This window comes from Kribbella sp. NPDC051587 (assembly GCF_044453945.1).
Classification (GTDB): domain Bacteria; phylum Actinomycetota; class Actinomycetes; order Propionibacteriales; family Kribbellaceae; genus Kribbella.
In genome coordinates this window covers 94,571-110,566 of sequence record NZ_JBITDE010000004.1, presented here as the reverse complement: position 1 = coordinate 110,566, position 15,996 = coordinate 94,571, and the positions used below count along the sequence as shown (strand labels likewise).

The following is a 15,996-nucleotide window of genomic DNA, read 5'->3' as shown; positions in this document are numbered from 1 at the left end:
TCTCCTGGTAGGGCAAGGGTCGCAGGTAGGGTGTCTGTCGACCTCTGACTAGTAAGGTAACCCTAACCTATGTCGCCCCCTGCTCGGCGCACGGTATCGCTGGTGGTGCTGGCCGTCGTTCTCGTGCTGGTCTTCGTGGCCAGCCTGGCTTTCGGCTCCCGCTGGCTCGGCCCGGGCGCGCTCTGGCACGCCCTGACGGCCAACAACGGTTCGGATGCGGATGTGATCGTCCGCAGCCTCCGGGCGCCGCGCACGATCGTGGCTGTGCTCATCGGTCTCTGCCTCGGGGTGGCCGGCGCTCTGATGCAGGGCCACACCCGCAATGCCCTCGCAGAGCCGGGCATCTTCGGTGTGAGCTCCGGTGCCGCCTTTGCGGTAGTCCTGGGGCTACAGCTCGGAGTGGTCGAGTCAGTCGGGTCCACGGTCTGGGTCGCGCTCGCGGGTGCGTTGATAGCGACGTACGGCGTGCAGTGGCTGGCGTCGCGGGGGAGTGGAGCCACTCCGGTCGGGCTGGCGCTCACGGGTGCCGCGGTCGCCGCGCTGCTCGGTGCGATGACGTCGGCGGTCGTGTTGCTGGACAGCACCACCTTGGACAGCTATCGCTTCTGGGCGGTCGGATCGGTCGCCGGACGCGGTCTGGACGTTGCCGGACAGGTGCTGCCGTTCGCGGTACTCGGTCTGGTGCTTGCGGCCGTCAACGCTCGTGATCTCGACCTGCTGGCTCTCGGTGACGACGTGGCTGCAGGGCTCGGGCTGTCCATCCCCAGAGCTCGTCTGATCGGACTAGGTGCGATCGGCTTGCTTACGGCGGCCGGAGTGGCCGCGTGTGGCCCGATCGGCTTCCTGGGCTTGCTGTCCGGGCATGTAGCGCGGCAGCTCTTCGGTTCCCGCAACACCTGGCTGATCCCGGGCGCCGGACTGGTCGGTGCGAGCGCCATGGTGCTCGCAGACCTCGTCGGCCGGTTGATCGGCGGTGCGGGTGAGGTGCAGGCCGGCGTGGTGCTGGGCATCGTCGGTGCGCCGCTGTTCGTGCTGGTGGTCCGTCGCCGGGCGGTGGTGCTGTGAAGTCCCGCACTGTCGTGCTGAGCCTCGTCTTTGCCGCACTGGCGATCGCCGTCGCTCTGCTGTCTTTGAGCATCGGTACGTCGAAGGTACCGATAGCTGACGTGATCGACGTCCTCCTCGGCGGTGGACGCCGTGGGCAACGTCTGATCGTGTTGGACCTGCGATTGCCACGAGTGGCGACCGGACTGCTGGTCGGGATCGCGTTCGCGGTGTCCGGTGCGCTCCTGCAAACCCTGTCCCGTAACGCGTTGGCCAGCCCGGACATCGTCGGAGTGAACTCGGGCGCCTCGGCCGGAGCAGTCGCAGTGATCGTGCTGGCCGGAAGCGGTGGTGGCAACATCTCCGGGTTCGCAGGCCGGGTGGGGATCCCGCTGGCCGCGGTACTCGGCGGACTGCTCGCCACGGTCGTTGTAGGCGCACTGTCTGTTCAGCGCGGCCAGGTGGATGGTGGGCGCGTCGTACTGATCGGTGTGGGCATTGCAGCCGCCGCCAACTCCTTGGTCGCTTGGATGTTGGTGATCGGCGATGTGAACGACGCTGGTCGAGCTGCAGCCTGGCTGGCCGGTTCACTCAACTCCCGCGAGTGGAGCGACGCCGTACCGGTATTGATTGCTGTCGTGGTGCTGTTGCCGGTAGCAATCATGTTCAACCGCGACTTGTCCGCCATGGTGCTCGGTGACGACGTGGCGTCCTCACTGGGCGTGCGGGTAGCCCGCATTCGCCTGCTTCTGCTGATCGTTGCGACCGTACTGGCCGCCATGGCGACAGCGGGCGCCGGTCCGATCGCCTTTGTCGCGCTGGTAGCTCCACAGGTCGCACTGCGGCTCACCCGGATGGAACGACCGCCGCTGGTGACGTCCGCGATGCTGGGCGCAGTGTTCGTCGTACTGGCTGATCTGCTCGCGCGGAACGGCCTGGGCTGGCTCCACCTCGGACCGTATGAGCTGCCAGTCGGTGTCATCACCGCCGCGGCCGGAGCGCCGTACCTGCTTCACCTCATCGGCCGCCAGCAGAAGGGGCGCTGAAGTGCACGTCGAGAACCTCACCCTTGGGTACGGCGCGGATGCGCCCGTGGTGACAGGGCTGACGCTGGAAGTGCCGGCTGGGCAGTTGACGGCGATCGTCGGGCCGAACGGCTCGGGCAAGTCCACGCTGTTGCGCGGCATGAGCCGACTGTTGCCTCCGCAGAGTGGACAGGTGTTGCTGGATGGTGAGGACATCCACAAGCTGCCGGCGCGGGAGTTGGCGCGGCGGCTCGGCGTACTGCCGCAGGGACCGGTTACGCCAGAGGGCATCACTGCGGCCGAGCTGGTGTCGCGTGGTCGGCATCCGCACCGAGGGCTGTTCGGGCGTCTGACGCCTGAGGATGATGCGGCGATCGAGCAGGCATTGGCCGCGGTGGAACTGACCGAGCTGCGAGACCGTCCGGTCGATCAGCTGTCCGGTGGGCAGCGGCAGCGGGTCTGGATCGCCATGGTGCTGGCGCAGGGGACCGCACACCTGTTGCTGGACGAGCCCACGACGTACCTGGACCTGGCGCACGCGGTTGATGTGATGAACGTCGTACACGCTGCTGCGCACCTGTCCGGTCGGACCGTAGTGGTGGTGCTGCACGATCTGACGCTGGCCGCGCAGTACGCCGATCACTTGGTGGTGATGGGAGACGGTGCGATCGCGGCCGAGGGGCGTCCGGTCGACGTACTGACCGCGGAGCTGCTGGACGACGTGTTCGGGCTGCAGGCAACGGTGGTGGAGGTCGGTGGCGCGCCGGTAGTGGTGCCGGATCGTAGGCTTGCTGGGTGACGCACTCCGTTCGTTCCCTCGTGGACACCCTGGCCGACTCGGTCGAGTGGCTGTCCGTGCGGACTGCGGACGCCGTACCGGGGCCTGAGTGGGTGTCGTGTGCCCAGGTCATTGCTGAGCAGCAGGACGGCGGCGATCCGACGGCTGCTTGGCGTGCTCGGGTCGCGGCGGACTATGCGCGTGACTACACGATCGATCCGCCTACGCAGGTCGCGGCCATGTTCACGCTCATGTGGTACGTCCAGGTGCCTGCGCTGGTTGCCGGAGTGCTCGGTGCGGCTGAGGGAGTGTCACCCGAGGTTTCCCCGGAGGCGCTGGCTTTTCGGGTGCATCCGACTGCGCACTACCCGGTTGAGGTCGCGCTGCTCTCGGAGCGCGTCGTACCGGTGCAGACAGCAGCTGTGCAGCTCAAGGAGCACGCCAAGGCGTTTCTGGACTCGTACCGGCCCGGGGTGAAGCTCAGCTCACTGCAGCGGTTCGGTGCGGTCGACGACGAGGTGCGGTCTGCACTCCGGCTGCCGGAGAGTGCGCCGTACGCCGATGAAGCGGCTGCCGCGTTCGGAGTCTCACTGGAGCAGAAGCTGCGGACGTCGTGCTGCTACTTCTACGTGTTGCCGAAAGTGAACGCCTGCACCACTTGCCCCAGGTTTCGACGAATGGTCTATACCAACAGGATCTAAAGGATTGCCCGCCTCCTGATCCGCACTGAGGCTGTCCGCATGCGGTGGACACGTGCAGTGGTGGCAGGCGTACTTCTGGTGACCTCGGTAGCCCCGATGCCGATGGCACACGCACGGGAGGCGGCCGGCGCGATACCGGGGATGTGGACCGAGACGGCGTACAGCTCGGTCTTCAAGGACAGCGGGCGCTCGGCCGACGCCGGCGACAGCATTCGTCTCGACACGGCGAAGAACGACTACGAGGGCGCGCAGATCGTGTTGCGTGGCTCGGCCGGGTTCACCGTGAACAGCGTCGACTTCACGCCGCTGAGCGGATCGACGGATGCGATCGCGGCGAGCGAGATCAGCTACAACCCGGTCGGTTACGAGTACCTGAACCACAACTCGGTCAACGGCTGGGAGCCCGACAACTTCGTCGTACCGACGATCCGCAAGGGCGCTGGTGAATACCCGGACCGGTTGCTGAACGCAAAGACCGTGGCGGTGCCGGCCAACCAGACGCAGTCGATCTGGGTCCGCGTGCATGTGCCCGCCACGGCCGCCGGTGGTGTCTACACCGGCCGCGCCACGGTGAAGACGACGAACGGCGATCTGTCGGTGCCGATCACGGTGAACGCCCGCAACGTGGTGATCCCGCCGGCGAACCAGAGCGAGTTCACCAACGTGATGTGGACGAACTTCCTCGGTTTCACCTCCTGGGACCACGGCAAGGGCGACACGGTCGACCTGTTCTACGAGTACAAGCGGTACACCCCGGACTGGTGGCAGCTGATCGACAACTGGGCCGACGTGATGAAGCAGAACCGGCAGAACAACCTGCAGCTGCCGCTGATCACCCTGCTCACCGACGGTGGCAGCAAGGTCGATGCCGCCGGCAAGTACACGTTCAACTTCAGTCGGTTCGACGAGGTCGTGCAGCGCTTCCTGGACAAGGGCGTGGTGCACACGCTGGAAGGCTTCACCGGTGCCGGCCCGCAGCGCGAGGACCGCAACCCGTACTTCCCGCAGTGGCTGATCGAGACGGTGCCGAAGGCAACCGGCTCGCAGACGCCGGACTACATGCTGTGGAAGTCGCCGGAGGCGAACAACTGGTACTCGCAGTTCTATCCGGCGCTCAAGCAGCACCTGGACGCCAAGGGCTGGACGTCGAAGTACTGGATGCACGTGGGTGACGAGGCCAACGGCAAGGAGGGTGAGGAAGGCTGGACCGGCATCGCCGCCCAGCTGCGCAAGTACTTCCCCGGCGTGCGTCTCGGTGACACGTCGGTGAACGGCTCCGGCCCGCTCATCGCCAAGAACTCCGACATCGAGATCCCGAACCTGTTCACCTACACGATGGATCCGGGCACGTACGACACCGAGCGCAAGGACCACGGAAAGCCACTCTGGTTCTACAACTGCAACATCCCGGCCGGGAACCACCTGAACAGGTTCATCGACCAGCCGCAGTGGAGCCAGCGCCAGACCATGTGGCTGGCCTACAACAAGGGCGCCACCGGCTACCTGCACTGGGCCTACGGCAACTGGCAGTTCGACATGAACGACCAGGATGTCAAGGGCGACGGGTACATCGTCCGGCCCGACAAGCCCAACCACACCATCGAGTCGTCGACGCGCTACGAGTCACTGCGGGACGGCATGGAGGACTGGGAGGTCCTTAACAAGCTCGGCAAGACCAACCCCGGGCTGGCACACGACCTCGCCAACAGCGTCGTCCAGGCGAGTGACACCTACACGCCGGACGTCAACTACATGCAGCGGGTACGACGGATCGCGCTGGACGCCGCAGCTGGTCTGCCGGTCACTGCCAAGGACCTGGCGCGGGCCAAGACGGCCACGGCGTCGAGTGGTGACGCGGCCAAGGCTGTCGACGGTGACAGCTCGACCGCCTGGCAGCCCACGTCGGGTAACGGCACCAACTGGACGCAGGTCGACCTCGGCCGGCAGGCGCAGGTGGACGGTGTCCGGCTGAAGTGGGGTGCGACCTGGGCTAGCAACTACCGGGTGCTGACCTCGTTCGACGGCACCAAGTGGGCCGAGGCAGGTACCCGGGTCGACAACCCCAAGGACGACCTGGCCAAACCCGGTGGCGACGACTTCGTCGGTCTGAACGTCAAGGCCCGGTACGTCCGGGTCGAGGCGACCACGTCCAGTGGCGGAGCGACGCCGTACCAACTGCTCGACTTCGAGGTGGCCGGCAACCTGCTCCTGCAGCAGAACATCGCTGGTGGCAAGTCGACCACCCACTCCGCCCCCTCCGGCCGGTTCCCGGACTCCGGGAACGAGGCCACCGACGGTGTGCTGAGCGACAACTGGGGGGACGGCAAGAGCTTCGGCTACGAGCTCTCGTCGATCGGCAGCTCGATCCGGCCGTCGGTCACCATCGACCTGGGCTACTCGCAGGCCGTCGGCACCGTCCGGTTCCATGCCTACCAGGAGTACCCGGACTATCGGCCGGACATGATCACGGTCGAGACCAGTAACGACGGGACGAACTACAGCGAGCGCGGCCGGTTGAGCTTCGTCAACGGTGCCTCGAACCTCTGGTACGACCTCGGCTTCGCTCCGGCGACGGCACGCTACATCCGGGTGTCCCTGGACAAGAAGATGAACAACAAGTACCAGACCGGCCTGTTCGTCGACGAGATCGAGGCGTACGGCGCCGGCCAGCCGGGAGACGTGACGCCGGGGTCGACGGCGTACCGGTGGGACGGGACGGACGGCGGTCACCAGGTGATCTTCGCGCCGACGGCCACCGGGTCGATGGGCCGGTTCGACTGGAGCGCGGCACCTGGTCTGAGGCGGGACGATCTGGGCGGCGGTCCGATCGCGGGAAAGACCAGCGGGTACGCCTGGTACAACCAGCAGCACGCGGTGGCTCGCAGTACGACGGGCAAGCTGTTGCACTGGTGGTGGATCGAGGGCGAGTCGGCGTCACACACCGCGGACTGGGGCGGTGACGCCGCCGGTGATCCGACCGCAGTGGTGTGGTCGGGACAGCAGCACATCTTCGCGCGCTCCTCGACCGGTGATCTGACGCACTGGTGGTGGGACCCGGCGGACAGCCAGCTCCGCATCGACAAGTGGGGCGGTGCGCCAGGGCCGATCGTCGGCACTCCGTCCACGTACGTGTGGGGCAACCAGCTGCACGTGGTCGCGCGGGGCGCCAACAACCACCTGTACCACTGGTGGTGGGTGAGCGGTGAGTTCGAGCCGCACTTCGCCGACTGGGGTGGTGAGGCGTACTCCGACCCGACGACCTTCGTCTGGAACGGGCAGCAGCACGTGTTCACCCAGGCTGCCGATGGTCAGCTCTTCCACTGGTTCTGGGACGCCGGGAGCGGTCTGAACCAGGTGAAGTGGGGCGGGGCGCCCGGCAAGTTCGTCGGAGCACCCTCGTCCTTCAAGACCGCCACCCAGCAGCACGTCGTCGCCCGCGGCCCGAACAACACCCTCTACCACTGGTGGTGGGACCAGGGCCTGGGAGTCGTCCAGTGGGAGGACCGGGGCGGTGAGGTCTACTCCGACCCGGTCGCCTTCGCCTACGACAACCAGCACCAGTACTTCGCCCAGAGCAAGACGAACACCCTGGCGCACTGGTGGTGGGTCCCCGGCGACCCGAACAACGGCTGGCACTACAACGACTGGGGCGGCAGCGTGAAGTACCCGGCCTCGTGATCGCTCTTTGAAGCGCTTCCACCAGGAAGTTCTTGTCTGTAACGAAAAATGTCGGTGGCTGCCTGCAGGATGCGGGGCATGAGAGTCGTGCTGCAGGCGTCATCGATGAGTAATCCGGTCTTGGTTGTCCGGGCCCGGCGCGAGAGCTACGGTCGCTGACGTGACCTCGTCCGGTGGTTCTCCGGCGACGACCCCGATCGGCTCCCGGGCCGACGCGGAGGGCTACGTCGCGATGGTCTGTTTCAAGCATGGTCCGCCCCGGCTGCACGGCGTCGAGCTGGAGTGGACCGTGCATCACGCGGAGGATCCGCGCCGGCCGCTCGACGCCGACCGGCTGAGGAAGGCACTGGGCGTGCACGCGCCCCCCACCCTGGTCCCCGGCAGCGCGCAGCTGCCCTTGGGCCGGGGTGCTCTGGTCACCGTGGAGCCGGGTGGCCAGGTGGAGATCTCCGGCCCCGCCATGGCGTCGATCCAGCAGCTGGTCGACGATACCGCCGCCGATGCGGCCGAGCTGGCCGCGCTGTTGCAGTCCGAGGGTCTCGTCCTGGGCGAGCACGGGCTGGACGCGTTCCGCGCGCCCCGGCGCATCCTCACCGTTCCGCGCTATGCGGCGATGGAGGGTGCCTTCCGGCGGCTGGGGCCGCACGGCCCGCGGATGATGTGCAGTACGGCTGGACTACAGGTCTGCCTGGATGCCGGTGAGGTGGACCAGACTGCGCTGCGTTGGCGTGCGCTGCACGATCTGGGCCCGACTCTGGTCGCACTGTTCGCCAACTCGCGGCGCCGAGCCGATGCAGACACGGGCTGGGCGTCTGCACGGACAGAGGCGACCTTCGGCACCTGTGCGCCGTTCACTGAGCCGCCGCCCCTGGACGGCGACCCGGCTGAGGCGTGGGCGCGGACTGCGATGGAGGCACCGGTGCTGTGCCTGCGCCGCGGCGACAGCTGGGACGCGCCGGTCGGGCTGACCTTCGGTGACTGGGCCGATGGCCGGCTGCCCGGTGACAGACCGACGTACGACGACCTTGAGTACCACCTATCCACGCTGTTCCCGCCGGTGCGGCCACGTGGCTATCTGGAGGTCCGCTACCTCGACACCCAGCCGGGAGACGGGTGGATCGCCCCGACCCTGCTGATCACTGCGTTGATGTCCGATCCGGCGCGACTGGACGACGTACTGGCTGCTGCTGAGCCGGGGGCCGGGCGTTGGTTCCCGGCGGCCCGCGACGGGCTCGACGACAAGCCGGTCGCGCAGGCGGCCCGTGAGCTCGTCGATCTGGGCATCGGCCTGCTGGACCGGACCGGCGTCACCCCTGAGCTTCGTGCTGCGGTCGCAACCCGGCTGCAGGACATCGTCGACGACACCCACAGAAGGCGAGCCTCATGACTCAGCATCAGTTGTCAGACCTGACCGAGGAGGGACTGCGGTCCTTCGTGGCCGAGCAGCTGGACCGGTCCCGGCGGCGGACGGCTCACCTGGCGGATGCGGTCGACGTCGACGACCTGATCAAGCAGCACTCGAAGCTGATGTCGCCGCTGATCTGGGACTACGCGCACATCGGCAACCAGGAGGAGCTCTGGCTGGTCCGGGATGTGGGTGGTCGCGAGCCGCTGCGCCAGGACATCGACGAGCTGTACGACGCGTTCATGCACCCGCGCTCGGATCGGCCGGCGTTGCCGCTGCTGGGGCCGGTGGAGACGCGCGCGTACGTCGAGGAGGTCCGGGACAAGGTGCTCGACGTCCTCGACCACGTGAAGTTCGACGGTGGCCGGGAGCTGGTCGACAACGGGTTCGCGTTCGGGATGATCGTGCAGCACGAGCAGCAGCACGACGAGACGATGCTGGCGACTCACCAACTGCGTCACGGCGTACCGGTGCTGGATGCGCCCGCACCTCCGCCCGGTCGACGGCTGCCGTCGGCTGAGGTGCTGGTGCCCGGTGGGGTCTTCGAGATGGGGACGTCGGTCGAGCCTTGGGCGCTGGACAACGAGCGACCGGCTCACGCCGTACGGGTGGCGCCTTATGCGATCGACACCGTGCCGGTGAGCAATGGGGACTACCTGCGCTTCGTGACCGGCGGTGGGTATCAGGACCCGCAGTGGTGGTCGGAGGCCGGCTGGGCGCACGTCCAGAAGGGCTCACTGACCGGACCGCGGTTCTGGGAGGTCGAGGACGGCTCCTACTGGCAGCTGCGGTTCGGCAAGCGAGAGGCGTTGCCGCTGGACGAGCCGGTGATGCACGTCTGCTTCTACGAGGCCGAGGCCTATGCGAAGTGGGCGGGCAAGCGGCTGCCGACGGAGGAGGAGTGGGAGTTCGCAGCACGGTTCGACCCGGCGACCGGGCGGACGCGGCGGTTCCCGTGGGGTGACGAGAGCCCGGGTCCGCAGCACGCGAACCTCGGCCAGCGCCACCTCGGCCCGGCTCCGGTCGGCGCCTACCCGGCCGGCGCGTCACCGCTGGGCGTCGAGCAGCTCATCGGTGACCTCTGGGAATGGACCTCGAGCGACTTCACGCCGTACCCGGGCTTCCGTGCCTTCCCGTACGACGAATACTCGCTGGTCTTTTTCGGACCGGACTACAAGATCCTCCGTGGTGGCTCGTTCGCCACCGACGAGGTGGTCGCCCGCACCACGTTCCGCAACTGGGACTACCCGATCCGCCGCCAGATCTTCGCCGGGTTCCGCTGTGCCCGCGATCCCCGGCCAGAGGAGCTGCGCTCCTGATGTGCCGCCACCTCGCCTACCTGGGTCCACCGACCACCCTCGCGACTCTGGTGCTGGAGCCGGAGCACTCCCTGTTCGAGCAGTCCTGGGCCCCGCGCGACATGCGTGGGGGCGGGACGGTCAACGCCGACGGCTTCGGCCTGGGCTGGTACGCCGACGGCCAGCCGGCGCGGTACCGGCGGAACGTGCCGATCTGGACCGATGACAACCTGCGGGACCTCTCGCACGTGATCACTTCGGACGCGATCATCGCCGCCGTACGGAACGGGACGGAGCGGATGCCTCATGTGGAGTCGGCGGTCGCGCCGTTCCGCAACGGGCGCTGGTTGTTCAGCCACAACGGGCGGATCCCGGGCTGGCCGGAGTCGACGGTGAAGCTGGCCGGCGCGTTACCGGTCGCCGACCTGGTGACGCTCGACGCCCCCGTCGATTCCGCCTTGCTCTTCGCGCTGATCTCGCATCGCCTGACCACTGGGTACGACGCCGCCGAGGCGGTCGCATCCGTCGTCCACGAGGTGGAGGAGGCGGCACCGGGTTCGCGACTGAACCTGTTGCTGACCGACGGCGAGCAGCTCGTCGCCACCAGCTGGACGCATTCCCTGCACGTCCGACGGACCGCCGACTCGACCACCGTCAGTTCGGAACCGTTCGGCGCCGGGCACTGGGACGAGGTCCCGGACCGCTCGCTGCTCGTGGCCACCGCTACCACCGTGAGCATCACCCCGATGGAAGGACCGCAGTGACCCAGATCGACGTACACCTCACGCCGGACTATGCCGCTCGTACCCTCCGCGAAGACGTCCGCGCCGGCCTCACCGCCGACGCCAAATGGCTGCCGCCGAAATGGTTCTACGATGCGCGCGGCAGCGAACTGTTCGAGCAGATCACCCGGCTGCCCGAGTACTACCCGACCCGCGCCGAGCGCGAGATCCTGCAGGCGCGCAGCGGCGAGATCGCCCAGCTGACGAAGGCGCGCACCCTGGTCGAGCTCGGTTCCGGCTCGTCGGAGAAGACCCGCCTGCTGCTCGACGGGCTGCGCGATCACGGCACGCTGACCACGTTCGTCCCGCTCGACGTCTCCGAGTCCGCACTGCGCGAGGCGTCGGACGCGATCAACGCCGACTACCCGACCATCGACGTCCACGGTGTTGTCGGTGACTTCACCGCCCACCTCGACAAGCTGCCCGGCGACTCACCCCGGCTGGTCGCCTTCCTCGGTGGCACGATCGGCAACCTGCTGCCTACCGAGCGCGCCACCTTCTACCGCTCGATCCGCGACGTCCTCGAGCCTGGTGAGTGGCTGCTGCTCGGCACCGACCTGGTCAAGGATCCGGCCACCCTGGTCGCGGCGTACGACGATGCCCAGGGCGTGACCGCGGAGTTCAACCGCAACGTCCTGCGGGTGATCAACCGCCAGCTCGGCGCCGACTTCGACGTCGACGCCTTCGAACACGTCGCCCGCTGGGACGCCGACAACGAATGGATCGAGATGCGCCTGCGGGCAACCAGCCCGCAGCGCGTCCTGATCCCCGAGGTCCACCTCGAGATCGACTTCGCCGAGGGCGAGGAGCTGCACACCGAGATCTCGGCCAAGTTCCGCCCCGAAGGCGTCACCGCCGAACTGGCCACCGGCGGCTTCACCCAAGCAGCCTGGTGGACCGACACCCAGGCCCGCTTCGCCCTCTCCCTCTGGCAAGCCGCCTGACCCGGTCCCCAATTTCCCTGGCTAGGCACTGAAATTGGGGGTTCTGCACTCATAACCAGAGTGCAGAACCCCCAACGGGAGTGGCTAGGCAGCGAAATTGGTCAGCCGCCGGACTTGATCAGGGCGTTGATCTTGTCGACGTAGGTGGACAGGTTGGAGACCGGCTTCTTGCCGCTGAGGATCGGGGTGTACTCGGCGGTGGTGAGGTCGCCGACCTGCTGGGCCCACTGGGTGGTGAAGCGGACGCCCACGGTTTTCTCGGCGGCCAGGTCGGCCTTGACGGTGTCGACGACAGTGCTCTGCTGGGCCTTGGTCAGGGCGTCGAAGTAGCTGGCCTGCGCGGGTGTGTAGGCCGGGGGAGCGACCGGGGACTGCGGCAGTACGGCGTCCCACACCTTGGTGTTGAGGTACTGCAGCACCTTGAAGGTCGAGTCCTGGTTCTTCGTGTACTGCGGTGTGCAGATCCCGACCGAGTCGTACAGAGTGGCGGGGGTCGTGACCTGCGGGAATGGCGCGAAGCCGTACTTCACCTTCGGCTTGTCGACCTGGAATCCGGCGGCCAGCCACTGTCCGCCGAACATCATCGGGATCTTGCCGGCCGCGAACAGCGACTGCGCGTTCGCGGCGTCGTACCCGGGTGGGGAGACCGAACCGTTCTTGACCGCGTCGGCGAGCTTCTGCACGCCCTCGGTGTACTTGGCGTCCGCCTCGGCCTTGGTCGGGTGGTTCACGTCGTCGGTGAACGGCGCGCCACCCGCGGAGACGGCGTACATGCTCATCGTGAACGGGCCGTCCGGTCCGGTGAGCTGATCGGCGACCAGCCCGTACTTCGCTCCGTTCTTGCCGGTCAGTTTGACCGCGGCGGCGTACATCTCGTCCCAGGTCCAGCCGCCCTTGGGGATGGTGACCCCGGCGGCGGTGAACGCGTCGGCGTTGTACCAGACGCCGTACGTGTTCATCAGGGACGGGAGTCCGCCCATCTGGCCGTCGGCGGTGGTCCAGTTCGCGATCGCGGACGGGACGAACTTGTCCGCGCCGAAGTCCCCGTCCTTCAGCTTCGAACTCCAGTCCACCAGCAGACCCTGCTGGGTGTACTGCTGCTCGGTGTCGTTACCGCACCAGAACAGGTCCGGCAGCTTCTTCGCCTGGGTCAGCGACGACAGCTTGTCGCCGTACTGGCCGCTCGGGGTGTCGAGCAGCTCGACCTTGATGTTGTCGTCCTTGAACTCGGCCAGCGCCTTCTTGATCACGGCGTTGGTCTGGGTCGACTCCCACGTCATCACGGTGACGGTGACCGGGCCGTCGCTGGAGCCGGAGTCCGAACCGCCGCAGGCCGCGGTGGTCAGCAGCCCGGCGCAGGCCAGGGCGGCCACGCCGATGAGCTTGGTCTTCACGAGATGTCCCTCATTTCTGGGTGGTGCTGCCGAGCGAGCCGAGGCCCTGGATGAAGTAGCGCTGCGCGACGAAGAAGAGGATCAGCGGTGGCAGCATGTAGAGCAGGTTGGTGGCCATGTAGTAGCTCCAGTCCGGCGTCTTGCCGGCGAACGGCGAGATGAACGCGGCCATGCCGACCGACAGCGGCCACTTGCCGGAGGAGTAGAGGTAGACCAGCGGGTTCAGGTAGTCGTTCCACGAGGCCTGGAAGGCGAGGATCGCCATCGTGATCCAGGCCGGCCGGGTCAGCGGCAGCATCACCTGGGTGAAGATCCGCAGGTGCCCGGCGCCGTCGATCTTGGCCGCCTCGTCGATCGAGTACGGGATGGCCAGGAAGTACTGGCGGGCCAGGAAGATGAAGAGCGGGTTCCCGCCCAGGAACGCCGGGACGATCAGCGGCAGCCAGGTGTCGTACCAGCCGATCGTCTTGTACATCTGGAACAGCGGGATCAGCCCGACCACACCAGGCAGCAGCATGCTGCCGACGAACAGGTAGAACCACACCTTCCGGCCGGGGAACCGCAACCGGGCCAGCGCGTAACCGGCCATCATCGCGGTCATCACGCCACCGAGCACGCTGAGCGCGGTGATGATGGTGGAGTTGAGCAGTAGCCGCGGGAAGTGGATCGCCTGCGGGCCGTCGATGAAGTTGCGCCAGGTCCATTCGCGCGGCAGCAACCGCGGTGGGATCTCGAAGACCGCCGACCCGCTCTTCAGGCCGATGGTGATCATCCAGAGCAGCGGCACGATCATCACGGCCGCGACGAACAAGGCGGTCACGTACCAGGCCGTCGTACCGGCCAGACGGCGCGACGGGCGGCTAGTCGGGAGTGTTGTCACTGTAGGTCCAAAGGGAGGTGAACTTCGCGGCCAGGGCGATGACGACGATGATGATCACGAACAGCACCCACACCTGCGCCGAGGCGTAGCCGAGCTGGGGGATCCGGCCGAGGTTGGGGAAACCGTTGTTGTAGATCGACAGCATCAGCACGCTGGTGCTGAAGCCGGGGCCGCCGTTGGTCAGGATCTTGGGCTGGTTGAACGTCTGCAGCGCCGCGGTGGTCTGCAGGATCACCTGCAGCAGGATGATCGGGCTGATCGTCGGCACCGTGATCCGGAAGAACGCCGACCACGGACCGGCGCCGTCCACCTTGGCCGCCTCGTAGAGCTCGGTCGGGACGGCCTGGAGCGCGGCCAGGAAGATGATCATCGTGCCGCCGACGCCCCACAACATCATCAGTACGACGGAAGGCATCGCCATCGTCGGACTCTGGAGCCAGAGACTGGTCGGCAGGCCGAGGCGGTCGAGCACCGTGTTGAGCAGCCCGACCTGGGGGTTCAGGATGAACTTCCAGAGTGTGATGGTCGCGACCGCGGGCAGGACCACCGGGAGGTAGGCCAGCGTCCGGACGATCCGGACGCCGCGGAAGCGTTGGTTGCAGAACATCGCCAGCGCGAGACCGAGTACGAGCGAGAGCGGCACGTACAGGACCACCAGGTACCCGGTCGCGCGCAAGGCCGGCCAGAAGGCCGGGTCGGCGGTGAAGAGCCGGCGGAAGTTGCCGAGGCCGACGAAGACCGGATCGGACAGGCCGTTGTACTTCGTCAGCGCGAGATAGAACGAGCGGATCAGCGGGTATCCGACGAACACCGTGAACCCGATGATCGCCGGGGCGATGAACAGGTACGCCGCCGTTGTGTCGGACCCGGCACCGCGGCTGAGGCCGCCCCGGGCGCGACGGCGGGATTCATTCATCCGGCCTCCTGGACGGTAACGTTTCCAAGTTTTACTGTGGTGTGACGATGCCGTGTCGGGAAAAGGAAGTCAACCCTGTGTCCGAAACGTTTCCAACGCAGTCCGGGACCGCCCGGCAGCCGACGATGATCGACGTGGCCCGGCGGGCCGGCGTCGGGCTCGGCACGGTCTCCCGGGTGGTGAACGGCGGGCACGGAGTCCGGGACGAGACGGCCGAGCGGGTCCGGACCGCGATCGACGAGCTCGGTTTCCAGCGCAACGAGGTCGCCCGCGCGCTGCGGCCGGGGAAGAAGTCCTCGAGCCTGGCGCTGGTGCTCGGTGACCTGACCAACCCGTTCTACGCGACGATCGCGAAGGCCTCGCTGGAGGTCGCCGGCCAGTCCGGGTTCGCCGTCGTCCTCGGCAGTGTGGACGAGGATCCGGAGGGGGAGAAGCGGGCGATCCAGGAGTTGGTCAGCCGCCAGGTCGCCGGCCTGATGATCGTGCCGGACCAGGGTGATCACGCGTTCCTGGCGAGCGCCGGCGTACCGGTCGTGTTCGTGGACCGGCCCGCGACCGGGATCGAGGCCGACATCGTGATGGTCGACAACGAAGGTGGCGGGCGGCTGGCCACCGAGCACTTGCTGACGCAGGGTCATCAGCGGATCGCGATTCTGCTGGCGCCGTCGTACTACACGACCGGACGGCGGTTGCGTGGCTTCCGGCGTGCGCACCGGTCCGCGGGTTTGGACGTGGACGAGTCGCTGGTGGTGCAGCTGCCCGAGGGCAACGCCGAGTCCGCCGAGAAGGCGACGCGGGAGCTGATGCTGCGGCCCGATCCGCCGACGGCGATCTTCGCGTCCACCAACTTCCTGACCGAAGGTGTACTGCGGGCGCTGGGCGAGCTGAAGCTCGAGCCTGCCGTGGTCGGGTTCGACGACTTCCGGCTGGCGGACATGCTGCCGACCCCGGTCACGGTCGTCGCGTCCGACATCGCCGAGCTCGGCCGGAGCGCTGCCCGGCTGCTCCTCGACCGAGCCTCCGGCGCCGATCGCCGGCCGCCGCAACGGATCGTACTGCCGTGTGCTCTGATTCAGCGCGGTTCAGGGGAGCGGCCGCCGTCTGCTCCGAAGAGAAAGCCTCGCTGATGGCACCGTGCCTGGATAGGGTCG

General features: G+C 67.4%; 13 protein-coding genes. 10 read left to right on the top strand and 3 right to left on the bottom strand.

Annotation, left to right across the window (positions count from 1 at the left end):
* Positions 1-69: 69 nt before the first annotated feature.
* The 9 genes from ACIA49_RS16180 (at position 70) to egtD (ending at position 11,655) form a co-directional block, all read left to right on the top strand.
* Complete coding sequence (locus ACIA49_RS16180) at positions 70-1,065, top strand: FecCD family ABC transporter permease (RefSeq protein WP_396377947.1); 996 nt, start codon at positions 70-72, stop codon at positions 1,063-1,065.
* Complete coding sequence (locus ACIA49_RS16175; protein ID WP_396377946.1) at positions 1,062-2,090, top strand: FecCD family ABC transporter permease; 1,029 nt, start codon at positions 1,062-1,064, stop codon at positions 2,088-2,090. Before ACIA49_RS16180 ends, ACIA49_RS16175 begins: the two co-directional genes overlap by 4 nt.
* Position 2,091: 1 nt before the next feature.
* A complete protein-coding gene (locus tag ACIA49_RS16170) occupies positions 2,092-2,868 on the top strand; it encodes an ABC transporter ATP-binding protein (RefSeq protein ID WP_396377945.1) in 777 nt (258 codons plus the stop codon).
* A complete protein-coding gene (locus tag ACIA49_RS16165) occupies positions 2,865-3,548 on the top strand; it encodes a (2Fe-2S)-binding protein (RefSeq protein ID WP_396377944.1) in 684 nt (227 codons plus the stop codon). The genes ACIA49_RS16170 and ACIA49_RS16165 overlap by 4 nt, the downstream gene beginning before the upstream one ends.
* 39 nt (positions 3,549-3,587) lie before the next feature.
* The gene (locus tag ACIA49_RS16160; RefSeq protein ID WP_396377943.1) at positions 3,588-7,226 is read left to right on the top strand and encodes a glycoside hydrolase domain-containing protein; all 3,639 of its coding nucleotides are present in this window, start codon (positions 3,588-3,590) and stop codon (positions 7,224-7,226) included.
* A gap of 160 nt (positions 7,227-7,386) precedes the next feature.
* Positions 7,387-8,613 carry a glutamate-cysteine ligase family protein gene (locus ACIA49_RS16155; protein WP_396377942.1) on the top strand — a complete coding sequence of 409 codons (1,227 nt, stop codon included), beginning with the start codon at positions 7,387-7,389 and terminating at the stop codon, positions 8,611-8,613.
* Entirely contained in the window at positions 8,610-9,950 is a 1,341-nt protein-coding gene (gene egtB, locus ACIA49_RS16150; RefSeq protein ID WP_396377941.1) for an ergothioneine biosynthesis protein EgtB, read from the top strand. Before ACIA49_RS16155 ends, egtB begins: the two co-directional genes overlap by 4 nt.
* A complete protein-coding gene (egtC, locus tag ACIA49_RS16145) occupies positions 9,950-10,693 on the top strand; it encodes an ergothioneine biosynthesis protein EgtC (RefSeq protein WP_396377940.1) in 744 nt (247 codons plus the stop codon). The genes egtB and egtC overlap by 1 nt, the downstream gene beginning before the upstream one ends.
* The gene (egtD, locus tag ACIA49_RS16140) at positions 10,690-11,655 is read left to right on the top strand and encodes an L-histidine N(alpha)-methyltransferase (RefSeq protein WP_396377939.1); all 966 of its coding nucleotides are present in this window, start codon (positions 10,690-10,692) and stop codon (positions 11,653-11,655) included. Before egtC ends, egtD begins: the two co-directional genes overlap by 4 nt.
* 101 nt (positions 11,656-11,756) lie before the next feature.
* On the opposite strand, the gene ACIA49_RS16135 is transcribed toward egtD, so the two are convergent.
* Genes ACIA49_RS16135 through ACIA49_RS16125 form a run of 3 tightly spaced genes read right to left on the bottom strand, consistent with a single transcriptional unit; the run spans position 11,757 to position 14,845 of the window.
* The gene (locus ACIA49_RS16135; protein ID WP_396377938.1) at positions 11,757-13,049 is read right to left on the bottom strand and encodes an ABC transporter substrate-binding protein; all 1,293 of its coding nucleotides are present in this window, start codon (positions 13,047-13,049) and stop codon (positions 11,757-11,759) included.
* 10 nt (positions 13,050-13,059) lie between these two features.
* Positions 13,060-13,929 (bottom strand): carbohydrate ABC transporter permease, encoded by an 870-nt coding sequence (locus ACIA49_RS16130; protein WP_396377937.1) that lies wholly within the window; start codon positions 13,927-13,929, stop codon positions 13,060-13,062.
* On the bottom strand, positions 13,910-14,845 hold the full coding sequence (locus tag ACIA49_RS16125) for a carbohydrate ABC transporter permease (RefSeq protein ID WP_396377936.1): 936 nt from the start codon (positions 14,843-14,845) through the stop codon (positions 13,910-13,912). Before ACIA49_RS16125 ends, ACIA49_RS16130 begins: the two co-directional genes overlap by 20 nt.
* 77 nt (positions 14,846-14,922) lie before the next feature.
* On the opposite strand from ACIA49_RS16125, the gene ACIA49_RS16120 reads away from it, so the two are divergent.
* Positions 14,923-15,972 (top strand): LacI family DNA-binding transcriptional regulator, encoded by a 1,050-nt coding sequence (locus ACIA49_RS16120; RefSeq protein ID WP_396377935.1) that lies wholly within the window; start codon positions 14,923-14,925, stop codon positions 15,970-15,972.
* Positions 15,973-15,996: the final 24 nt, after the last annotated feature.